Consider the following 18,328-nt stretch of genomic DNA (forward strand, 5'->3'; position numbering starts at 1 on the left):
ACTCGAAGATTTTCAAACAGTTTTCAGCAAAAAATTAGCACCTAAATAATATATTAAATTTCACATAGAACTATATTTATTGTCTGATTTTTAATCCGTTAGTTAGATACGGTGTTGTTGTAAAAGGTAAAGATTAAAGAAAGGGATTTAGAAAACTAAGGGGAGTATTTTTTAAATATTGAAGAGTGGTGCTTTTATTGATGGAGGATATAGGCACCTTTTTGTTGAACTTTAAACAAGCAAAATAAATTTAATTCTACTTTACTAAAGTTTTTTAAAAAAGGGGTTCTGTAAGTGGTCATACCTGAAATTGTCGATAAAGTCCTAAAAGATTATATTAACTTACTAAATGAACATCTACCTGGTACCCTGGAAGGGTTATATATACATGGTTCCATCGCTTTGGATGCCTACGTTGAAAACTCTAGTGACATTGACTTTATCACGTTAACAAATCGCCGGTTAACAGTGCAAGATAAAGAGGCTTTGTCATATATTCATAGGACAATTGAAAGCAAATATAATAAGCCAGAAATGGATGGAGTATATGCTCTTCGTGGGGATATGGGGAAACTATACATAAGCATTGATGATCAAATAGAATATCCGTACTATAACAATGGCGAACTGGCATTCGGCGAATATTTTAATTTCAACCCGATAACCTGGTGGGTTTTAAGGGAGAAAGGAATAAAGGTTCTGGGACCAGAAATAGAGGGATTTCAGCTAGATTCTCAGCCTATTGATTTAAGGTCCTATGTCCTTGAAAACATGAATTCCTACTGGACAAATAGAGTTCAAATGGCAGATGCATCTTTTGAACAGTTGATCCAGCTGCCGACTGAACAAATTGATTTTGAAATAGAATGGACTGTTCTCGGCTTACTCCGTCAATTTTACACGATTAAAGAAAACGATATTGTTTCCAAGCTGGCCGCTGGTGAATATGGACTTACTCAGCTTCCAGTGGAATGGCATAACATTATCAAAGAAGCTATGAATATACGTAAAGATAAAAAAGAAAGGGTCTTTAACTCTGAGAGGGATCGATTGGATAACGCTGTGAGACTCTCAAAATATCTCATTAATCATTGTAATGAATAATGAACAACAACAACTCCCTAAGAGGAAGGTGTGGTGCATACGATACAAAGAACATTTACGCAAAAAAATCAGTCCAAATGTAAGGACTGATTTTTTTGCAAGAAATTGATTAAGTTGAGCCGAAATAATAGCCCACCTAAATCCCAGACTGCTTCTCATAATTCCTTAAAAGCATGCCATTCGCTTTTATCATGCCGAACTTTTTGTAATAGGGAACTAAGTCATCGTCACAACACAAGTCAATCATATAAATTTCAGCAAGTTCTGCCATCATTCGATGGACCAGTTCCTTGCCGATTCCTCTATTTTTGTACTCAGGCAGCACTTCAAGGAAGGGGATATAGGCTGATAAAACTCCATCACTGACTGCTGTGATGAACCCAACAACTCGATCAGTATCTTTATCGATGGCTAAAACCACTGTGCTGCTGTTCTTCAATAATTTTAGATGAGTCTCTGGACTTGGCGGTGTAGGCCACCCATCAAAAAAGCCTACCAGCATTTCTGGCTCAATACCCTCAATCGAATTTTGATATAACATGAATGATCAACTCCCGAAAATTTTTTAGGCAGTCGATTGGAATCAAAAGTAAAGTAACAATTCAGTGACCCTCCAGACATGATTCTATATTATTATCATTCAATTTTCAGTAGGGAAATCCTCCTGGAAATTTGAGAATTATTTCTCGGGAAAGCGCAGGATTTGACTTTATTTTCAGACTTTGTCGCTTTTTTGGTTTTTGTGGCAGATAGGCACTGCTCTATAAAAAACTTGTCGTTAGGAAGGTCCTATTGAGCCAAATGAAACCGTTGACGGCCACTTTTTCGTTTTCCCCGGATGGTTTTGTCCATCATAAGTCATTTTCACTTGGGTTTTGGCTGGACATTTTGCCCTATATCTGTTTAAGTTTTCAGTATAGATAGAAATTTCAAAAAAGATAGGAGTTGGGGAATGTGATCAGTTTTAAAAAGCCGGATGTAAAGAATTTTTATCGAACGTTTAATATTCAATCTTTTACGGTAAGTCCTGACGAGAAGCAGTTGGTTTTCAGCACGAATTTAACTGGGAAATACAATTTATGGGCGATGGATTTGCCGAACCAATATCCGTACCCGCTCACTTTCATTGACCAAACGTGTCAGGCCCTGCGCTATTCGCACGATGGCAGCTTTATGGTAGTTGGTTTTGATAATGATGGTGATGAAAATGGTCAGTTATATGCACTGCCACCCGCAGGAGGGGACATGGTGCCGCTTCGTACGGCAGAAGGACACCGCCATATGCTTCCGTTTTTATCCAAGGACGATCAGCGTCTTTACTATACATCTACCAAAGGTAATGAGACATACCTGAATATTTATCAGTATGATATGAAATCAGGTGAAGAGAGCGTCATCGTTCAAGGAGAGGGTGCGGCTTGCTTTTTAGTGGCTGTGGACGAAGAAGAAAATAATTTTGCTTATTTAAAACAATATGCCAATACATACGCTCCTGGATTCATTTATCAGGACGGGAAATCTTACTCGCTGACTCCGGAAACAGATGAGCAATTCACAGTCGGTGAGGGAGTGTTTGTAGGTGATGAATACTACTTTGTCACCACCTTTGGTGAGGATTTTGATTATCTGGCAAAGTTCAATCTTAATACACATGAGTTCACGAAAGTTCTTTCGATTGAAAAAGAAGAGTTTGGGCCTCTTCGATATGATAAGAGCACGAACAGCCTTTATTTTGTTACATCTAAAGGCGTAAATGATTATTTGTATCAATATGATTTGGCTGCAGGAACATATAAAAATAGTAATCTGCCAGCATCGATCATCCAGGGTGGCACAGTCGCTAAAAGTGGGAATGTGTATATTCTCGCCGGATCAGCGACAAAACCTAATAATATTTACATGAAGGAAGCGGGCAGTGAGGAGTGGAAGCAGCTGACGAATTTGGCTGTTCCAGGAGTCAAGGAAGAAGAGCTTGTTGATCCTGAAGTTCTGACATATTCATCCTATGATGGCATGATGATGGAAGCTTTATTTTTCAAGGCGAAGGAAGAAGTGAGCAATGGCCACGTCATCCTTTGGCCTCATGGTGGCCCGCAGGCAGCAGAACGTAAATTTTTCCGTGCGATGTTCCAGTTCCTAGTGAACAGAGGGTATAGCATTTTCGCACCGAACTTCCGAGGTTCAACTGGTTACGGTCTGGCGTTCACCAAGATGGTTGAGGGGAACTGGGGTGAAGGACCACGCCTTGATAATATTGCTGGCCTAGAGTACCTTTACGAAAACGGATTGGCTGATAGGGATAAAACATTATTGATGGGCGGAAGCTTTGGCGGATATATGGCACTGCTTCTGCACGGCCGTCATCCGGAATACTTCAAGGCTGTCGTTGATATTTTCGGACCATCAAATCTTTTCTCATTCATTGAATCCGTGCCTGAGCACTGGAAACCAATCATGAATCAGTGGGTTGGCGACCCGGTCAAGGACTTCGATAAACTGACAGAGTTTTCACCGATCACTTACCTGGACACAATGACCAAACCAATGCTGATCATCCAGGGAGCTAACGACCCGCGCGTCGTCAAGCAGGAATCCGATCAGATCGTCAAAGCCCTTCAGGAAAAAGGGCGCGATGTGAAATACCTTGTTCTTGAAGACGAGGGGCATGGATTTTCGAAAAAGGAAAACGAGATTCTTGTTAACAAAACGATCCTTGAGTTTTTTGATCAGTTTGTTGAAGCGAAGGTAGTAGTTGAATAAGAAAGTGAGAAGCGCAGGGCCCTGCGCTTCTTTTTTCCTGAAGTAAGGGAATAATTAATCTTTTTTCCCAATATAAGAAACGAAGTATTTTGAACAGATTTCAATCACATCTTCTTGCTGTTCCTTTGTATGGCATTTGATAATCAGCAGGATTTTCAAGTTGATTTCCTTCATCCGCTTGACCATTACCTTGTTTTCTTTTCTTCTATCCAAAAAGTATCCAAGCAATCCTCCTCCCACCAGTCCAAGCAATCCAGTGGCGACAGGTCCTGCATATACCACTGAACCATAAATGACTCCGAGAAGCATACCTATTGTACCCAAGGAAGCAACCGAATCAGAGAAGCTTCTGCCATCCGAGTAATTTATATTATCAAGAAGGACTCTCTGTTTTTCTTGATTCTCCATCTCCACAAACACAATGTTTTCTTCATATACTCCGTATTTCAATATATCATTTATTGCCATCTCTACATATTGGTTACTTTCAAACCCGGCAAATACGTGCATGGTTTACCCCCTACAAGAAAACACTATCCATAACTTAACATTTGAATTTAAAGCGAATTTTACTCAGGGGTGTTGTAATGGAACGGCTAACCAGTGTCAGGATAGAAAAGCCGAGGCGAGTAAAAGGTGTGGTGGGCATCTTGGATATCAACTATGTTAAACGCCGCCCTCCCTGGATTGTTGCATGGTGGTCGGCTGCACTGCCAGGTTTGGGCCACATCCATTCAGGTCATTATTTAAAAGGTCTCATTTTAATGAGCGGGGAAATATTATTGAATAACTTCTCAAATCTTAACTTATCAATTTTCTACACAATGATTCTTAATTTCGAAAAAGCGAGAGATGTAATCAATTACAATTGGCTCATACTCTATTGCGGGATATTTGTATTCGCGATTTGGGATTCCTACAGGATTTGTATTGAAACGAATAAGTACTCTCTTATTGAAGAGAGTCTTCATAGTAGAGAATTGGATTTTAGTACAATGAATACCTTAGGCGTCAATTTTTTGGATAAGCGAAACCCTCATATGGCACTGATGTGGAGCTTCGTCTTTTCTGGACTTTACCATATTTGTAATAATAAGTTGCTAAGCGGTCTTACTTTACTGAGTTGGAATATGGTCGTAGCCTATTATACAAAGATTCCTGAAATGTTACGTTTTACTTTGACAGGTCAATTTGAACGTATCTCAGCAGTAATAGATATACAATGGCTTCTCTTTTTTCCGTCTATATTTATGTTCAGTATCTATGATGCTTACACACATGCAATTTATTACAATCAGCTATATGAAGAAGAACAGATCTTGCATTTTAATAAAAGGTTCGGAAATAACAAATTAGATATTAAAAACTAAATTAAATTCTAACCAAATTATCATTATTATTGGAGGAAAATATTCTCTGCTTAAAGTGAGGATGTATAGGGAATATACATTCTGTTATCAGTAAAAGGAGGTATCTAGAATGGCAAAAATTTTAGCCGTTTTATCAAGTGGATATAAGGATGAGGAAAATAATTATGAAACTGGATGGTGGGGAGAAGAATTATTTGCTCCGATGCAGCTTCTTGAAGAAGCGGGCCATCAGGTGGATTTGGCATCACCGCTTGGAGGCAAGCCGGTAATCGATAAAATGAGCATCAGTGAAGAATACGATCCGAAAGGTAAATATAAGAAGCTTTATGAGTCTGGAAAAGCGGATGATACGATGAAGCTTTCAGATGTGAAAGATGGCGACTACGATGTTGTTCTCGTAGTAGGCGGCCATGGTGCAATGTATGACCTGGCGAAGAATGAGGACTTGCATCATATCATGAACAGTATCTACGACGGAGGAGGCATTGTGGCTGCTGAATGCCATGGACCTGCACCGCTAGTATTTGCAAAGCGTCCGAATGGCGAAAGCTTTATCGCAGGTAAAAAAGTAACCGGTTATCCAGATGAAATGGAGCCAGAAGGTCTTTTGGATATCTTACCGTTCAGTCTCGAGCAGGAAATGCGGAAAATCAGCGATTATGACCAGGGTGACCTTGAAAAAACTGGACATGCTGTCTGGGCAGACGAACAGCTCGTGACGAGTCGGGACCCATTCTCATCAGAGTTAATGGGAGAAGAGCTGGTTAAGGCGCTGGAAAAGAAGAGAAATTAAATATCATCCAAGGCTGAGTATATTAATGGTGAAGTCGTACGGATCGATGGAGGATTTACAAACACGAAATAGGATGTTTTAAGCCGGGGTGAAAAAATTGCCCCGGCTATTCATGATCATTGACTTCAAGTGGTCAATGGTATGGTTGATTCAAACATTGATTTCATAATTTGCGTTTTTTCTATAACAAAAGTTTCTAGGAAAAAACTTGCGGTAAATGTTATGCGGACACAGCTATCCCATATAAACTCCTTCGCAAGTGTTCGCCTTTGGTTCATAATAACAATGTTGTTTATATTGTCCTGCAAAGGGCTGGTCATACCATGTAGGCGGACATGGTGCGTAAGGGTTGAAATACCAGAGAGCAAACTTGGAAGGGTGCTGCCGCCAATAATCCAAAGTTTGCTTCGCTAATCTTTTTTCAACACTTCTTGCTCTGTTATAAAATACATTTCCCTTTTGGACGGCTTCAAATGAATAATTGCCTCCTTGTATCTGGAAAATCACATCCCTTATTTTCCTTAAATCCTTAAAATCCAGACAATTTGCATTCAGCCGGTTTACAATGACATTTCCAACCATCAGCATTCCCAACTGACCCTCACCCTCGGCTTCCGCTCTCATCATCCTGGCCATTAAGGCTACATCACTGTCTGTATATTTTACCCTTGGCATTTTTATCACCTCTATAAATACTGTATTAAAAACTGCTTGTCATAATGTTAAGAGGTTCTGTATAGCGACAGATAAACTCTGTGTCGGGAAAGGACAAAGTCGGGATCCTCACTTATATAGTTACGCTTCAACAACCAAATCGGAAGTTGGTATTGGTATTTGAAATTTTAAGAACAAGTATGTTACCGCAAAAGTGAAGAAACACGAATGACGGTCACATGTAGGCTATCTATTTCTGTTAAATTCAACATAATTCTTTATAAACCGTCGCTACAGTAAAGTTCATTTAATTCCTTCGTCTTTAAAAAGAGCTGGGTTGGCGGTGGTATTCAAGCTTTGGGTGGACGCCCACAGATTTCCAAGGAATCGTGGCATCATCTGCTGGGATGGAAGGAATCCATATCTTGAAAAATAGACAAAGAGTTTCAAATAATTACGTGCATTGCCAGGCAGGTGAATTTCTTTTGCATAGAATTCATTTTCTGTCAGTGTTGCAAAGGATCGGGTCTCGAAACCAGAGATCAAGCGGGTTTTCTCTCCTTTGTACTCATTTTCGATGAAATGGATTTTTTTGATGATCGTCGGGTCATCGCTTCCATCGTAATTGGCTATCCTGGCCTGTTTGAAAGCTGGGACAGAATCCAAATCAGATACCAGTGAAAGAACATGGCCGTATGCTTTGTCATGACCTTCATAAATAGGCTTGATATTTAACCTAGCCATTAAGTCTATCAGCTTAAGTTCTTCATCTTTTATATAAGGCGGACGGAATATCTGTCTTGAGAGCTTCAATTCATCAAGAGAGTGACATTGCATTGACGTGAAAAAGTACCATTGGCCATGATCATCAAGGCTAATATCATAAGATTGCCCTTCCTTTTCCAATATGTAATCTTTAAAACGATCCTCTTTGTCAAACGTAAAATCCCGCGGAGTTTCCTTACCTGGCATGAAACCGAAAGGGGACTTAATGGGAATAGCCATTTCTGAGTAAAGCGTCATGTCCATTGAATAACACACCTTTGCAACATCATTAATACATACAGATTACCCACTCCTAAACGATGGCACACATAAATATGAAAAAGTGGTATCAAAACTGAGGAAAATCATGGTAATATTTGACTAGATAAGGGGGAGGTTTATTCATGGAGATTAAGACCCAAGAAAAGGCTGCTGCTGAGGTCGATTTTACAAAAAGGGAGAACATTGAGTTATACATTATTATCGGTCTTATGATTGTATCTGTTCTTTTTATTCCAGTTTTGAAAGGAATCATGGCAATAGCGCCAATCGTCTATTTTCTTGTTGAAAGAAAGGTAAGGAAAAGAACGAAAGAGGAAATTGGTTTTCGGACTGCCAATTTTTCAGAGAAAATGAAGAAATCATGGATGCTCATTTTGCTTGTCGGGATTGTTATGCAATTATTCTACCTTTTTTCTTATCAAAACTTATTCCCGCAAGTACTGGAGCATGTTCTTGGCAGGGTTCCCCTTGATTTCAGCGATTTGAATCCAATACTTTTTCTAAGTATTGTCTTACTGGCCTTTGGTGAAGAAATTGTTTTTAGAGGATTAATTCAGGCACGCTTAAGTAAACTTATGCCGGTTTGGGTGGCCATCCTTGTCACGTCTTTGCTCTTTGCCGTCATGCATATTGCAACTGGCGAAACAACTGTTGTTATGGTTGACTTAATGAGTGTATTTATCGATAGTGTCTTATTCGGAATCATTTTTGCAAAAACAAGAAGTATCTATATTGCGACGCTGGCTCATATTTTAGCAAATTCGGTTGCTTTGTTATCCATTTATGTATTTGTTTTATGAGGAATAGAAAGGGAGATTATGTGAAAAAGCACTTTCTTATTTTATTCATACTTTCCATCGCAACAGGATGTCAAACGAAAGAGCGAACTATTCCAATAGAAGTTAGTGACCCACCTGAATACATTCAGTCACACGATGATATAGTCGAAATGCATGGAGACATTACGAATCTGGAGAGGTTTTATCTATTTGTGGACCACATAGAGCAAGGTCAAAAAGATATAATCAGGATCGTTAACTATACAACCGAGGGAGCACCTATGCTCCACGACTTGGAATTCGATGGGACAGAAATCCACTCAACCTATGATTCTACTAGAGACGGATACGGATCAGGGAGTATTGAAGAAGTATACTGTAAAGGGATAATAAAGGTGAAGAGAGATTCACGCACCGACTATGTATTGGAGGAATGCAGCAATCAAAAAGAGGATGTAGTGATCCTAGTGATTGAAGATTAATAATTATGCAGGAGGATTCGCGCCTATAAATATAGAAACTTTCTATAGACTATTTAAAAGGAGCGAAATTATCATGATAAAAAAAATCGGTCAAATCATGTTGTATGTCAATGACCAGGATGCAGCTGTGAGATTCTGGACTGAAAAAGTGGGCTTCGTTGTCAATGCAGAAGAAGATAATGGACAGGGGTTTAGATGGATTGAAATTTCTCCAAGTAAAGGTTCAGAAACTAACATTGTCCTGCATAATAAAGAATTTGTAGCAAAAATGTCGCCTGGACTTAATCTTGGTACACCGTCTTTAATGTTATATGCTGACAACTTTGAAGAATTCCGCAGTCTATTAGCAGATAGGAATGTTGTAGTCGGGGAAATTGTGAACATGCCTTCAGGCAGGGTATTTAACTTTGCTGATGATGAGGAAAATTATTTTGCTGTTATGGAAAAATGAACCCTTGAAGCCGCTTTTAAACTATAGAGCGGCTTTTTATTTTTTCCTTATTTTTACCTATGAGAATTATTGGAAAAAAGAAGGGATATGTCAACTTTTATCGAATTTTTCAGCGTAGGTATCGAATGTATATAAAAATGAGTATGGAAGATAAGTGATTCCATACTCTGAAACCAAGCTATTAAAGAAAGTAATCCTTGTACATAAAGAATGTGGCTATAACTGATCCGATTAAATAAAGGATCGATGCGTAAAATGCATATGAGGGTGAAAACTTTTCCGGTGATTGGTTCATTTTAATTCCTGTTTCACCTTGGACTTGCATATCAATACTTCTGCTTGTCAATCCGCCTGATGAACTAAAGAAATAAATGAGGAATGTGCTGGCCAGGGCTACGAAAAATGAAACCTCTATAAAACGAAAATCCATTATTAAGGTTGCTCCGAAATTAATTAATCCGATGATTACCAAAGTAGCAATAAAGCTTATTGTTTTACCGATTGCGATGACCTCCTTTAGTAGTAGTTGTAGTTACGTTTAAGATTCAGGAAAGTTTCAATTTTTTGTTAATTCTATAAATGGTTAACCATGTTTTTCATAAGGGGTGGCAAATGAAAAGGCTTGTGATTCTAACTGTTGGCAAAACACACAGCGGTAAAACCACATTCGCTCGCTCTTTGGAAAAAGAGTTGAAGGGTTCAATGGTCATTGATCAGGACAATCACGCGAAATTCATTCATTCATATTATAAGGCCCTGGAGCCAACATACGGAGCCAATACTCTGAAGCACGCAATATCCAAGCTGATCGTCAATTATGCAATGGAGCATACCGATTACCACCTTATCATTTGCAACTCGAATCGAAACCGAAAGGACCGGTCTTATCTCTTAGAAGAGCTGTTTCCAAAAGAGGATTTTATACAGATCATTCATTTTGAAATTCCTTACGAAGTTCTTCAAGATCGAGTTACTAAAAGTCAGCGCAGTACTAATATACTTAGGGGGGCCTATTCCAAAGAGGTATTGAAAAACAGCAAACGGACTCCTTAAAAGAAGATGTATCAGATCCGGTCGAGGGTGAAGCAGACCACTTATTTGTGATAACGGACAAAACGGAAGCTGAATCTATTATTCTAGAAATTTTACAGATAGCCAGACAATGAATCGTTGGATCTAGTCTAATCGGGGGATTCACATGAAAAAACTAGTCATTCTCTTTGTAGTCTTATTTCTTTCAGCCTGTGGACCAAGGTTAGATGAAGATGCTCAGTTAGCAAAAGAGTATTTAAAGGAACAAGGCTATTCGGTTAAGTCTTACGAAGGTAGATTTTCTCATATTATAGAAAGAGAACAATTAATTCATAAGCCGGACATTTTTGTTTGGGCCGTGCAAACAGTTGAGCCGGATGCCTATATTGGAAAGGAAATCACACAAGAGAGATTCATTGTAAAGCATCACCCTCTAAGTAAAATATACGGCCCACAGAAAAGTTTTTCCTATAAGGTATCAGTCAGTGTTTTCATGTTTGAAGGAGAAATAATTGGCGGAATATCCTTCCCAGTTGGGAATGGGATCGCTGGCTCACCTTATTCACTCGATGGCAAAACTGCTGAAGAGGTAATAAACGGCGACTATGCAGAATGGAATAAACAATGGAATGAGAAATATGGGGATTAAGATTTTCGGTGCTTATTAAAGGCGACATTTTGCTATCAAGTACTTTTCATAAAGAGGAGGGCAGCTTTGGGAAAGAATTTTGTCTATTTATTATTAACTGTGATATTTTTCTTGGGTTATATATTCATATTTGATTATTTCTTTAGATATATTGAAATGATGTTTGTACCTTATGGGCTCCTGATATTCATTTTACAAATTGGCTTTTCCATTGTAATCCTCTTTCCTGCATCCATCATTACCACAAAGAAGATAATCGAGATTGTAAGAGGCTGAATGGGAAGGATTTAGAAAGGAGGCATTGGATGAAACGGTTAGCTTTACTGATATTCATTTTTATATTTGTCTCGACTGGCTGCACGACTACAAGGGATTACTATCAGTCGTTTAAAGGTAAGAGTGAACACTGGTCTGTTGAGTTGATTCAAAAGGGGAAGGTAGAATACCGAGATCATGAGAAATTCGAAAACCATTATGAAATGAACTATAAACGGGATGAGAGTTTAAAACTAAAGTATATTGGCAATGAACCAGATTTAGGGCGTACTGTGGAATACTCATATGATTATGGCAGCTCAGTTCGAGAAGTATTAGAAGGGGAACCGATTGATGTCAATGAAGTCTTCACTTCATCAAGTTCCAGCGAAGGTACTTCCCATATTCCGAAGGGTTCTGATTATAGACCCTTGGATAATCAGGATACTACATTTGAAGTAATCATTAAGTGGAATGGTAAAGAGGAAAAAATTAAGTTGAAATATGATGGAAGATAAGTGATTCTCACAACATTAAATATAAGGCTGCCAAACAGGCGGCTTTTTTTTTGAGATGAAACAGGAGGTCTGATTGTTGACTGCACTCATTTCATCATTATGATTCCGGACGCTTTCGTTTTGCAATCAAGCACTGGTTTTGGTATAAATAACGGCAACACCTTTTTTTATATATGCTATTTCTATCACTCCGGCTTATCACAGAAAAAGCTAATACGGCGTTTCGTATCCGTACTAGCTTTTATTTCGTATCTATTTATTTACCCTTGTAACCAAAATTCATATGTTGGTAGCGACCTTTGATAATTTGGTAGATTCCGTATAAGACCAGGCCCGTTGCCACAATCGCTAATAAAAATTGTCCGAATGGTTGGTTTGCGAGTTCTGATAGTGCACCGCCCAACCCTTTTGATTCATTCGGGTTGTTTGTGTATGCGGTTCGAATAAAGAAAAATCCTACCATACTTAAAACGATGCCCCTGGAGATCAGCCCGATTTTACCGGAAAGGCGGGCGGTTTTGCGTTCCTTATCATTCATTTCGTACGTCTTGAATTTGCTCATGAATTTTTCTTTTGCACCCTTATAAAGTTCATAAGCACCGTATCCGATAATGATTGCGCCAACGATCCCGACCAGCCAAACTCCGAATGGCTGCTCCATTAACTTAGCGGAGATCGTTTTCTCTGAATTTTTACCACCAGCAGAACCAGTGTTGCTGGCTAATTTAATCGCCCCGAAAGCTAAATTACTGTAAATCAGCCCGCTGATGAAATAGCCGGTTCTTTTGATCAATCCCTTGGCATCTGTCCCTTCATTTTCAGGATCCTTAATCGCTTTAATAAAGTCCCACAGAATGTAACCAATTAAGCCAATTCCGATGAACCATAAGGCAACTTCACCGAATGGCATTGCAGCGAGTGATTGAAGAGCTCCGGAGGTTCCAGTCGTATCACCCCTGGGTCCGAATGCAGCCAAGGCAGCGAGCACTCCAACCATACCGTAAACAAGACCTTTGGCAATGTAGCCAAACCGAGCAAACCGCCGTACCCACGGTTTTACTTCCTTCAACTTATTTCTGACTTCTATTGTTGATTGCGAATTCATGGTTTGTACACATCCTCTTTGATTCTCTTTACATAAGATGTTCCCCTTTTACCTGAAAAGGAAACCAGTGGACGTATCCATTCAGTTTATTCAGATCATTATAGTGTTCCTGACCGATTAGGATGGTTTTAACGCTCTCCATTGCGGGAAAAGTAAAAGATAGATTTTAACGAAAAAGGAGGTTATTAAGATGCCTTATAATTCTTTAAAAGACCTGCCAGATGCAGTAAAGGATAATCTGCCACACCATGCCCAGGAAATTTTCAAAGAGGCTTTCAATTCAGCATCAGAGCAATACGATGAAGAAGAAACTGCCTTTAAAGTCGCGTGGAGCGCCGTGAAGAATGAGTATGAAAAGAATGAAGATGATGAATGGGTAAGAAAAGAAGAAGATTGATTTATGTATTCGCTGCTGTTGAAAGCCTTTTTTTGAAAGAGGAACTAGCGATAACCATCACTTTACTATAAGTACCTTGTATTGAGTAAAAAACGATATTTTGCTTCCTTTACAAACCGAGCGTTCATCCTTTTGGATGAACGCTCTTTTGTATGTTTTGAGAAAATGATTAGAAAGTGAGGTTTATTAGTATTTTGCACTAATTTTGGCAAATAATATCCAATAACGAAAAAATATGATGGGGTTGAATTTATATGGTCGAACACTTACCTAAAATTACATCAGCTGAAATTTCAATGCTGTGGAGTGCATATATAAGTGATACTATGTCCATTTGTGTCTTAAAGCATTTTTTCCAAACATGTGAAGATCAGGACGTAAAACCTATTATTGAGCTTGCTCTTAGCTATTCTACCGACCATGTGGATAAAATATCTGATTTATTTCAAAAAGAGGGTATTCCTTTGCCAGATGGATTTGGAGATCAAGATGTAAATTTAGAAGCAAGAAAGCTATTTTCAGATGTAACTTACATGCGTTACCTTCATCATATGGCAAGAACAGGCCTGAACACTTTTAGCCTGGCTAAGTCAATTTCTGCTCGCAAAGATATCCGATCTTTATTCAAGGAGTTTTTAGATCAAGCAGAGGAGTTATACGACCGAAATACAGAGCTGATGCAGGAAAAAGGTGTTTTCATCCGTTCTCCTTACATTGACTATCCGGATAGAGTCGACTATATTACAGACAGAAAATTCCTCGGTGGCCTGATTGGTCAACGCCGACCGCTCCTCGCGTTAGAGGTTGCACATCTAGGTATTAATATCGAAGTCGCCAATGTTTCCAAAACACTACTTTTGGGGTTCAGCCAGGTTGCCAGGTCCAAAACTATCAGTGACTATTTTAAGAAAGGTTATAATTTAGGTAAAAGTCTAGTTGAAGATTTAATAGTAAAACTAAAAGAAGATGATAATTCTTATCCCTCAACATGGGATTCTACAATCACGAAAAGCACAGAACCCCCATTTTCTGATAAATTGATGTTGTTTCATACGAATGCACAAAGCGCAATAGGTTTAGGTGATTTTGGGCTTGCTATTTCCGCATCACTGAGGAAAGATTTGACCGTTCTTTATGAAGGTTATATCCTCCGGTTAGGTTCATTTGCAGAAGAGGGTGCGAGATACTTAATTGATCATGGCTGGTTTGAAAAGCCTCCTCAGTCTATTGATAGAGAAGAAATCAGAAAACAACGGTAAGTTTGAGCGAGCTGCATTTACGATAAGTCCCTAACACTAATATCAGTTAAGAATACAGTTAGTTTGTTTTTATTAAGGCAATTGATTTATTAGGAGGGAAGTTTATAACATTTATCGGATCGCCATGTTAAAAATAAATCATAGTACAATTTCAAACACAGTTCCCATGTTATAGTCTGTCACTTTCATTGAACCGTAGACTCCTAAAAACAACCTGGTTTGATTATGATTTGTTCCTAAACTAACATAATATGCAGATTGAGAGCCAAAGTCATATTCTGTTTCGATGATTGTAAAATCATTCGGGTGCCCATCTGTCCTGAATTTGGTATAAGCTAGGAACCCTTGATCGGGTTGTTCATTCGTTTTTGCCCGGGATAGATCGGTGAACACTACGCTTCCTGATAACTCAGGGATTTGGTTCCCCATATATGGTTGAACACCAGTAAGGGCAGTCCCACCATACTTATTTGATCGCGGTTCTTGGTGGTAATATTCTGTTAAGGGCTGCAGACGAGTGACTGAAGTATGAACTGCTTCTTCATAAAACGCGATTGTTTTCTGATTCTGACTCTGATTTTCCGAACAGGTGCTGATTATTGGAGTAGGGAAAGCACCTTCCCAGGCTCGCCAGCCTAAATTAATAAATCCTTTCTTCTCTGCTTCGATTGTCTCCCCGGCAGTTTGAGTCAGCTGACTCACCGGTACAGGCAGGTAATTTATGAAAGAGAAAATCGACTCCGCAAAATCTTGACCGACATTTCCAGCATACTTGATGTACTGGTTGTAAAACCTTTGATAAGCGATACCTGGAATATTGCGGACTCCTTTTGCAATAACTGTTAAACTTTCCTGTATTGAAGGTGGGAGTTCATCGAAACGGGAAGCTGCGGGTGGATTAGGATTAAGTGAATTCCTCCTTATATCCATTTCAATTATCTTACCGGCTATCTCCATATCATCCTGGCTTAAATTAAATGGATCATAACCTGATCCGCCATCACCAGTTGTTAAAACGAGTCTTCCTGTTTCAGGAGAAAAATTCAAGCTGTTGACACCATTATGATTGGAAAAAGGCCTTCTTAAGTTAAGCAGCGTGCGGCGTCTTTGAGGCTGGCCATTCGACCTAAGCGTCCATTCTTCTACTGCATCTATATGGTCGTATTCTGTTTCTCTATTTTCCCACTTAAGACTTAAACTTTCCAGGTCACAAGGATCCGGCCGATATGAGCCAGAACGAGCACCTGGACCTTGGGTTCCCGCTACTGAATAATGAAGGTAGAATAGGCCATTGGTAAAAAACTCGGGATGAAACGCCATCCCTAGCAGTCCGCGTTCATCATATCCTCCGCTTAAAACACCTAGTTCAATGACACGCTGGCGAATGTCTAAAAATTTCTTTATCACTCCGTTCCTTACATAAAATATTTCCCCTGGCTGTGTAGCAATAAATAAGCTATCAATTGAGTCACCCGGAAGAATGGCTGATTTTATCACGGTAGGCAAATTGATCCTGCTCACAATCGGCCGTAGTGTAACCTTAACTTTCCTCATCTTTTTGTCTCCCCACCTTGTTAAATGTTTTTATAAGGATATGAATAGGACTTTCTATTAGTACTACATAAGATAAAGACATAACCAAACCGTTATTGAATGATTAGCCATTGCATAGCTATACTGCAGAATAAAAAAACAACAAACATTGAAAAAATTTAATAAGTTCACAGACATGGGCAATGACTTTTATCCTTCATGGAAAATTCTGCTGATTTTATCCTGATATAAATTTATACTATGGAAAGAGAGTGTTAGATAAAGAGGAGTTCTGAAAATGTACAAAGTTATGTTAATTGAAGATGACCACGAGCTTTGTGGTCTGATTAAGGAAAATTTGGAGCGCTATGGATACGAGGTAATTTTGCCAGAGCATTTTTCCAATATAGAAGAAGAGTTCTTAAAGGTCCATCCGGATCTTGTCTTGCTGGATATAAACCTGCCATATTATGATGGCTATTATTTATGCAGAAGTTTCCGCAAGAAATCCACCGTTCCGATTCTGATGATATCCGCGAGAAGCCAGGAAATGGACCAAATCATGGCAATTGAACTGGGGGCTGATGATTTTATCACGAAGCCATTCACATTTGAAATACTTCAGTCTAAAGTCAAAGCAACATTGCGACGAGTATACGGGGAATATGCCATGAAGGATGACAAAAAAATATGTGTCGGTTCATTATGCCTGGACGAAAAAACAATGAGTCTCGAGTATATGGGAAAGAAGGTCGAGCTTTCCAAAAACGTGTTTAAACTGTTGAAAAAATTGATGGAAAAGAACCATTCGTATGTTTCAAGAGAAGAGCTAATTGAAGAAGTATGGGATTCGATTACATTTGTTGATGACAATACACTAACAGTCAATATGACGAGAATTAAACAAATTCTGTCTGAGCTGGGTCTGAAGGATTTAATTAAAAGCAAGAGAGGAGTAGGGTATATACTCCAGTATCCTTCCGGTGATCGACATGCTTAAAGCCTTCTTAAAGGACCGTCTGCTGCTGATCATTTTATACATATTGAATTTGGCCAGTATCCTGCTATTTTTCTACCTTAATGTACCGGCGAATACGGAATTTTTCTACCCGATATCAATCGGGATGTTTTTGCTGCTGGTCTATTTAGTGATCGACTGGCTGCGGTATTACCCAGCGAACTCGGGGGTTGCACGACAGTTAAGAAACCAAGACGCCCATCTCGAAGCTTACACGGAGGAACAGAAAGGCTTTAAGGAATTATTGTCTAAGACAGTTGGTGAACAGTCCCAAAAATACACAGAATTGAAAGAGCAAAATAAAGAGAGACTCTATTTTCTGTCTCACTGGATGCACCATTTAAAGACGCCTGTTTCGGTGATCGAGTTGATCATCAACAAAGAAGAAAAAACAGAGGCGCTCGAAAAAATTCAACTGGAAAACAAACGGCTGCATTTTTCCATAGAGCAGGGTCTGACGATGATCAGGATGGACAGCTTTGAAAATGACTTTGAACTTAAGGCTGTTGACTTACTCTCCACATTGAGGAAGCTAATAAACTCACGAAAAAGAGAGTGGATTTATCAATCTATTTTCCCTTCCATTGAGTTTGAGGAAGAGCAGGCAATCATTATTACTGATTCCAAATGGAATGAGATTTTAATTGATCAGATTATCTCCAATGCCATTAAGTACTCTGGAGAAAAGGACGGGAACAAAAAGCTGGTTTTTCAGATTGAGAGAAAAGCCGAGCACATTTGTTTAGCAATTGTAGATCAAGGAGTCGGAATGCCAGATTATGATCTTGAGCGAGTGTTCCAGCCATTTTTCACAGGTGAAAATGGACGCAAATATCCAAACTCAACTGGGATAGGATTGTATCTCAGTAAAAAAATTGCTGACAAACTTGGAGCTGCGATTGAAATCCAATCCGAGTTAGGGAAAGGAACAACAGTCCGAATCAAGTGGCTGGCAGGTAAAAATGATTGAATACCTTACAAAAGTGTAAGGTATTTTTTAGCGTCATCGATGGCTGTCTGATCACGAACAGATTAGGATATGATCAGAAGGCTGCGGTAACCGGTTGCCATAAATTAACAAGAACACATAAGGTGTTCAAAACCCAATGCGAGACTTCAGAC

At 39.1% G+C, this 18,328-nt stretch carries 20 protein-coding genes and 1 pseudogene; 14 read left to right on the forward strand and 7 right to left on the reverse strand.

The window, feature by feature from the left end:
- The first annotated feature begins 294 nt into the window (after nt 1-294).
- Complete coding sequence (locus LGO15_RS11945; RefSeq protein WP_226087740.1) at nt 295-1,104, forward strand: aminoglycoside adenylyltransferase domain-containing protein; 810 nt, start codon at nt 295-297, stop codon at nt 1,102-1,104.
- Between the two features lie 136 nt (nt 1,105-1,240).
- On the opposite strand, the gene LGO15_RS11950 is transcribed toward LGO15_RS11945, so the two are convergent.
- Complete coding sequence (locus tag LGO15_RS11950; protein ID WP_226087741.1) at nt 1,241-1,645, reverse strand: GNAT family N-acetyltransferase; 405 nt, start codon at nt 1,643-1,645, stop codon at nt 1,241-1,243.
- A 413-nt stretch (nt 1,646-2,058) separates the two neighbouring features.
- Between LGO15_RS11950 and LGO15_RS11955 the strand changes: the two genes are divergently transcribed.
- Nucleotides 2,059-3,864 carry a S9 family peptidase gene (locus tag LGO15_RS11955; protein WP_226087742.1) on the forward strand — a complete coding sequence of 602 codons (1,806 nt, stop codon included), beginning with the start codon at nt 2,059-2,061 and terminating at the stop codon, nt 3,862-3,864.
- Between the two features lie 54 nt (nt 3,865-3,918).
- Here LGO15_RS11955 and LGO15_RS11960 read toward each other — a convergent pair whose 3' ends face one another.
- The gene (locus LGO15_RS11960; RefSeq protein ID WP_226087743.1) at nt 3,919-4,374 is read right to left on the reverse strand and encodes a hypothetical protein; all 456 of its coding nucleotides are present in this window, start codon (nt 4,372-4,374) and stop codon (nt 3,919-3,921) included.
- A gap of 77 nt (nt 4,375-4,451) precedes the next feature.
- Here LGO15_RS11960 and LGO15_RS11965 point away from each other — a divergent pair, with 77 nt between their 5' ends.
- Both LGO15_RS11965 and LGO15_RS11970 read left to right on the forward strand, forming a co-directional pair.
- Nucleotides 4,452-5,234, forward strand: a complete 783-nt coding sequence (locus tag LGO15_RS11965) for a hypothetical protein (protein ID WP_226087744.1) — start codon at nt 4,452-4,454, stop codon at nt 5,232-5,234.
- A gap of 109 nt (nt 5,235-5,343) precedes the next feature.
- Nucleotides 5,344-6,027: a type 1 glutamine amidotransferase domain-containing protein gene (locus LGO15_RS11970; RefSeq protein ID WP_226087745.1), complete on the forward strand. Its 684-nt coding sequence runs from the start codon at nt 5,344-5,346 to the stop codon at nt 6,025-6,027.
- A 234-nt stretch (nt 6,028-6,261) separates the two neighbouring features.
- On the opposite strand, the gene LGO15_RS11975 is transcribed toward LGO15_RS11970, so the two are convergent.
- The gene (locus LGO15_RS11975; protein WP_167830640.1) at nt 6,262-6,702 is read right to left on the reverse strand and encodes a cell wall hydrolase; all 441 of its coding nucleotides are present in this window, start codon (nt 6,700-6,702) and stop codon (nt 6,262-6,264) included.
- A gap of 282 nt (nt 6,703-6,984) precedes the next feature.
- Nucleotides 6,985-7,710 carry a hypothetical protein gene (locus LGO15_RS11980; protein ID WP_209437807.1) on the reverse strand — a complete coding sequence of 242 codons (726 nt, stop codon included), beginning with the start codon at nt 7,708-7,710 and terminating at the stop codon, nt 6,985-6,987.
- Nucleotides 7,711-7,850: 140 nt separating this feature from the next.
- On the opposite strand from LGO15_RS11980, the gene LGO15_RS11985 reads away from it, so the two are divergent.
- The 3 genes from LGO15_RS11985 (at nt 7,851) to LGO15_RS11995 (ending at nt 9,440) form a co-directional block, all read left to right on the forward strand.
- Nucleotides 7,851-8,528, forward strand: coding sequence for a CPBP family intramembrane glutamic endopeptidase (locus tag LGO15_RS11985; protein WP_226087746.1), 678 nt, complete (start codon nt 7,851-7,853; stop codon nt 8,526-8,528).
- 20 nt (nt 8,529-8,548) lie between these two features.
- Entirely contained in the window at nt 8,549-8,989 is a 441-nt protein-coding gene (locus LGO15_RS11990; protein WP_167830642.1) for a DUF4362 domain-containing protein, read from the forward strand.
- Between the two features lie 73 nt (nt 8,990-9,062).
- Nucleotides 9,063-9,440, forward strand: coding sequence for a VOC family protein (locus tag LGO15_RS11995; protein WP_226087747.1), 378 nt, complete (start codon nt 9,063-9,065; stop codon nt 9,438-9,440).
- Nucleotides 9,441-9,621: 181 nt separating this feature from the next.
- Here the strand turns inward: LGO15_RS11995 and LGO15_RS12000 are convergent, their stop codons facing one another.
- Nucleotides 9,622-9,870, reverse strand: a complete 249-nt coding sequence (locus LGO15_RS12000) for a hypothetical protein (RefSeq protein WP_167830644.1) — start codon at nt 9,868-9,870, stop codon at nt 9,622-9,624.
- Between the two features lie 182 nt (nt 9,871-10,052).
- On the opposite strand from LGO15_RS12000, the pseudogene LGO15_RS12005 reads away from it, so the two are divergent.
- The 3 genes and pseudogenes from LGO15_RS12005 to LGO15_RS12015 all read left to right on the forward strand — a co-directional run bounded on the left by LGO15_RS12005 (nt 10,053) and on the right by LGO15_RS12015 (nt 11,894).
- Nucleotides 10,053-10,606, forward strand: a pseudogene (locus LGO15_RS12005) (AAA family ATPase).
- A gap of 32 nt (nt 10,607-10,638) precedes the next feature.
- Nucleotides 10,639-11,121, forward strand: a complete 483-nt coding sequence (locus tag LGO15_RS12010; RefSeq protein ID WP_226087748.1) for a hypothetical protein — start codon at nt 10,639-10,641, stop codon at nt 11,119-11,121.
- A gap of 305 nt (nt 11,122-11,426) precedes the next feature.
- Nucleotides 11,427-11,894, forward strand: coding sequence for a hypothetical protein (locus tag LGO15_RS12015; RefSeq protein WP_226087749.1), 468 nt, complete (start codon nt 11,427-11,429; stop codon nt 11,892-11,894).
- A 256-nt stretch (nt 11,895-12,150) separates the two neighbouring features.
- On the opposite strand, the gene LGO15_RS12020 is transcribed toward LGO15_RS12015, so the two are convergent.
- A complete protein-coding gene (locus LGO15_RS12020) occupies nt 12,151-12,999 on the reverse strand; it encodes a DUF1206 domain-containing protein (RefSeq protein WP_167830649.1) in 849 nt (282 codons plus the stop codon).
- 190 nt (nt 13,000-13,189) lie between these two features.
- Between LGO15_RS12020 and LGO15_RS12025 the strand changes: the two genes are divergently transcribed.
- Together LGO15_RS12025 and LGO15_RS12030 are read left to right on the forward strand one after the other, a co-directional pair.
- Nucleotides 13,190-13,396 carry a ChaB family protein gene (locus LGO15_RS12025; protein WP_167830650.1) on the forward strand — a complete coding sequence of 69 codons (207 nt, stop codon included), beginning with the start codon at nt 13,190-13,192 and terminating at the stop codon, nt 13,394-13,396.
- Nucleotides 13,397-13,650: 254 nt separating this feature from the next.
- Nucleotides 13,651-14,655, forward strand: coding sequence for a DUF3231 family protein (locus LGO15_RS12030; protein WP_226087750.1), 1,005 nt, complete (start codon nt 13,651-13,653; stop codon nt 14,653-14,655).
- Between the two features lie 138 nt (nt 14,656-14,793).
- On the opposite strand, the gene LGO15_RS12035 is transcribed toward LGO15_RS12030, so the two are convergent.
- Nucleotides 14,794-16,209 carry a PQQ-dependent sugar dehydrogenase gene (locus LGO15_RS12035; RefSeq protein WP_226087751.1) on the reverse strand — a complete coding sequence of 472 codons (1,416 nt, stop codon included), beginning with the start codon at nt 16,207-16,209 and terminating at the stop codon, nt 14,794-14,796.
- A gap of 277 nt (nt 16,210-16,486) precedes the next feature.
- Between LGO15_RS12035 and LGO15_RS12040 the strand changes: the two genes are divergently transcribed.
- Both LGO15_RS12040 and LGO15_RS12045 read left to right on the forward strand, forming a co-directional pair.
- Nucleotides 16,487-17,188 (forward strand): response regulator transcription factor, encoded by a 702-nt coding sequence (locus tag LGO15_RS12040; RefSeq protein ID WP_226087752.1) that lies wholly within the window; start codon nt 16,487-16,489, stop codon nt 17,186-17,188.
- Nucleotides 17,181-18,176 carry a sensor histidine kinase gene (locus LGO15_RS12045; RefSeq protein ID WP_226087753.1) on the forward strand — a complete coding sequence of 332 codons (996 nt, stop codon included), beginning with the start codon at nt 17,181-17,183 and terminating at the stop codon, nt 18,174-18,176. Before LGO15_RS12040 ends, LGO15_RS12045 begins: the two co-directional genes overlap by 8 nt.
- Nucleotides 18,177-18,328 lie beyond the last annotated feature (152 nt).

This window comes from Mesobacillus sp. S13 (assembly GCF_020422885.1).
Taxonomy (GTDB): domain Bacteria; phylum Bacillota; class Bacilli; order Bacillales; family Cytobacillaceae; genus Mesobacillus; species Mesobacillus selenatarsenatis_A.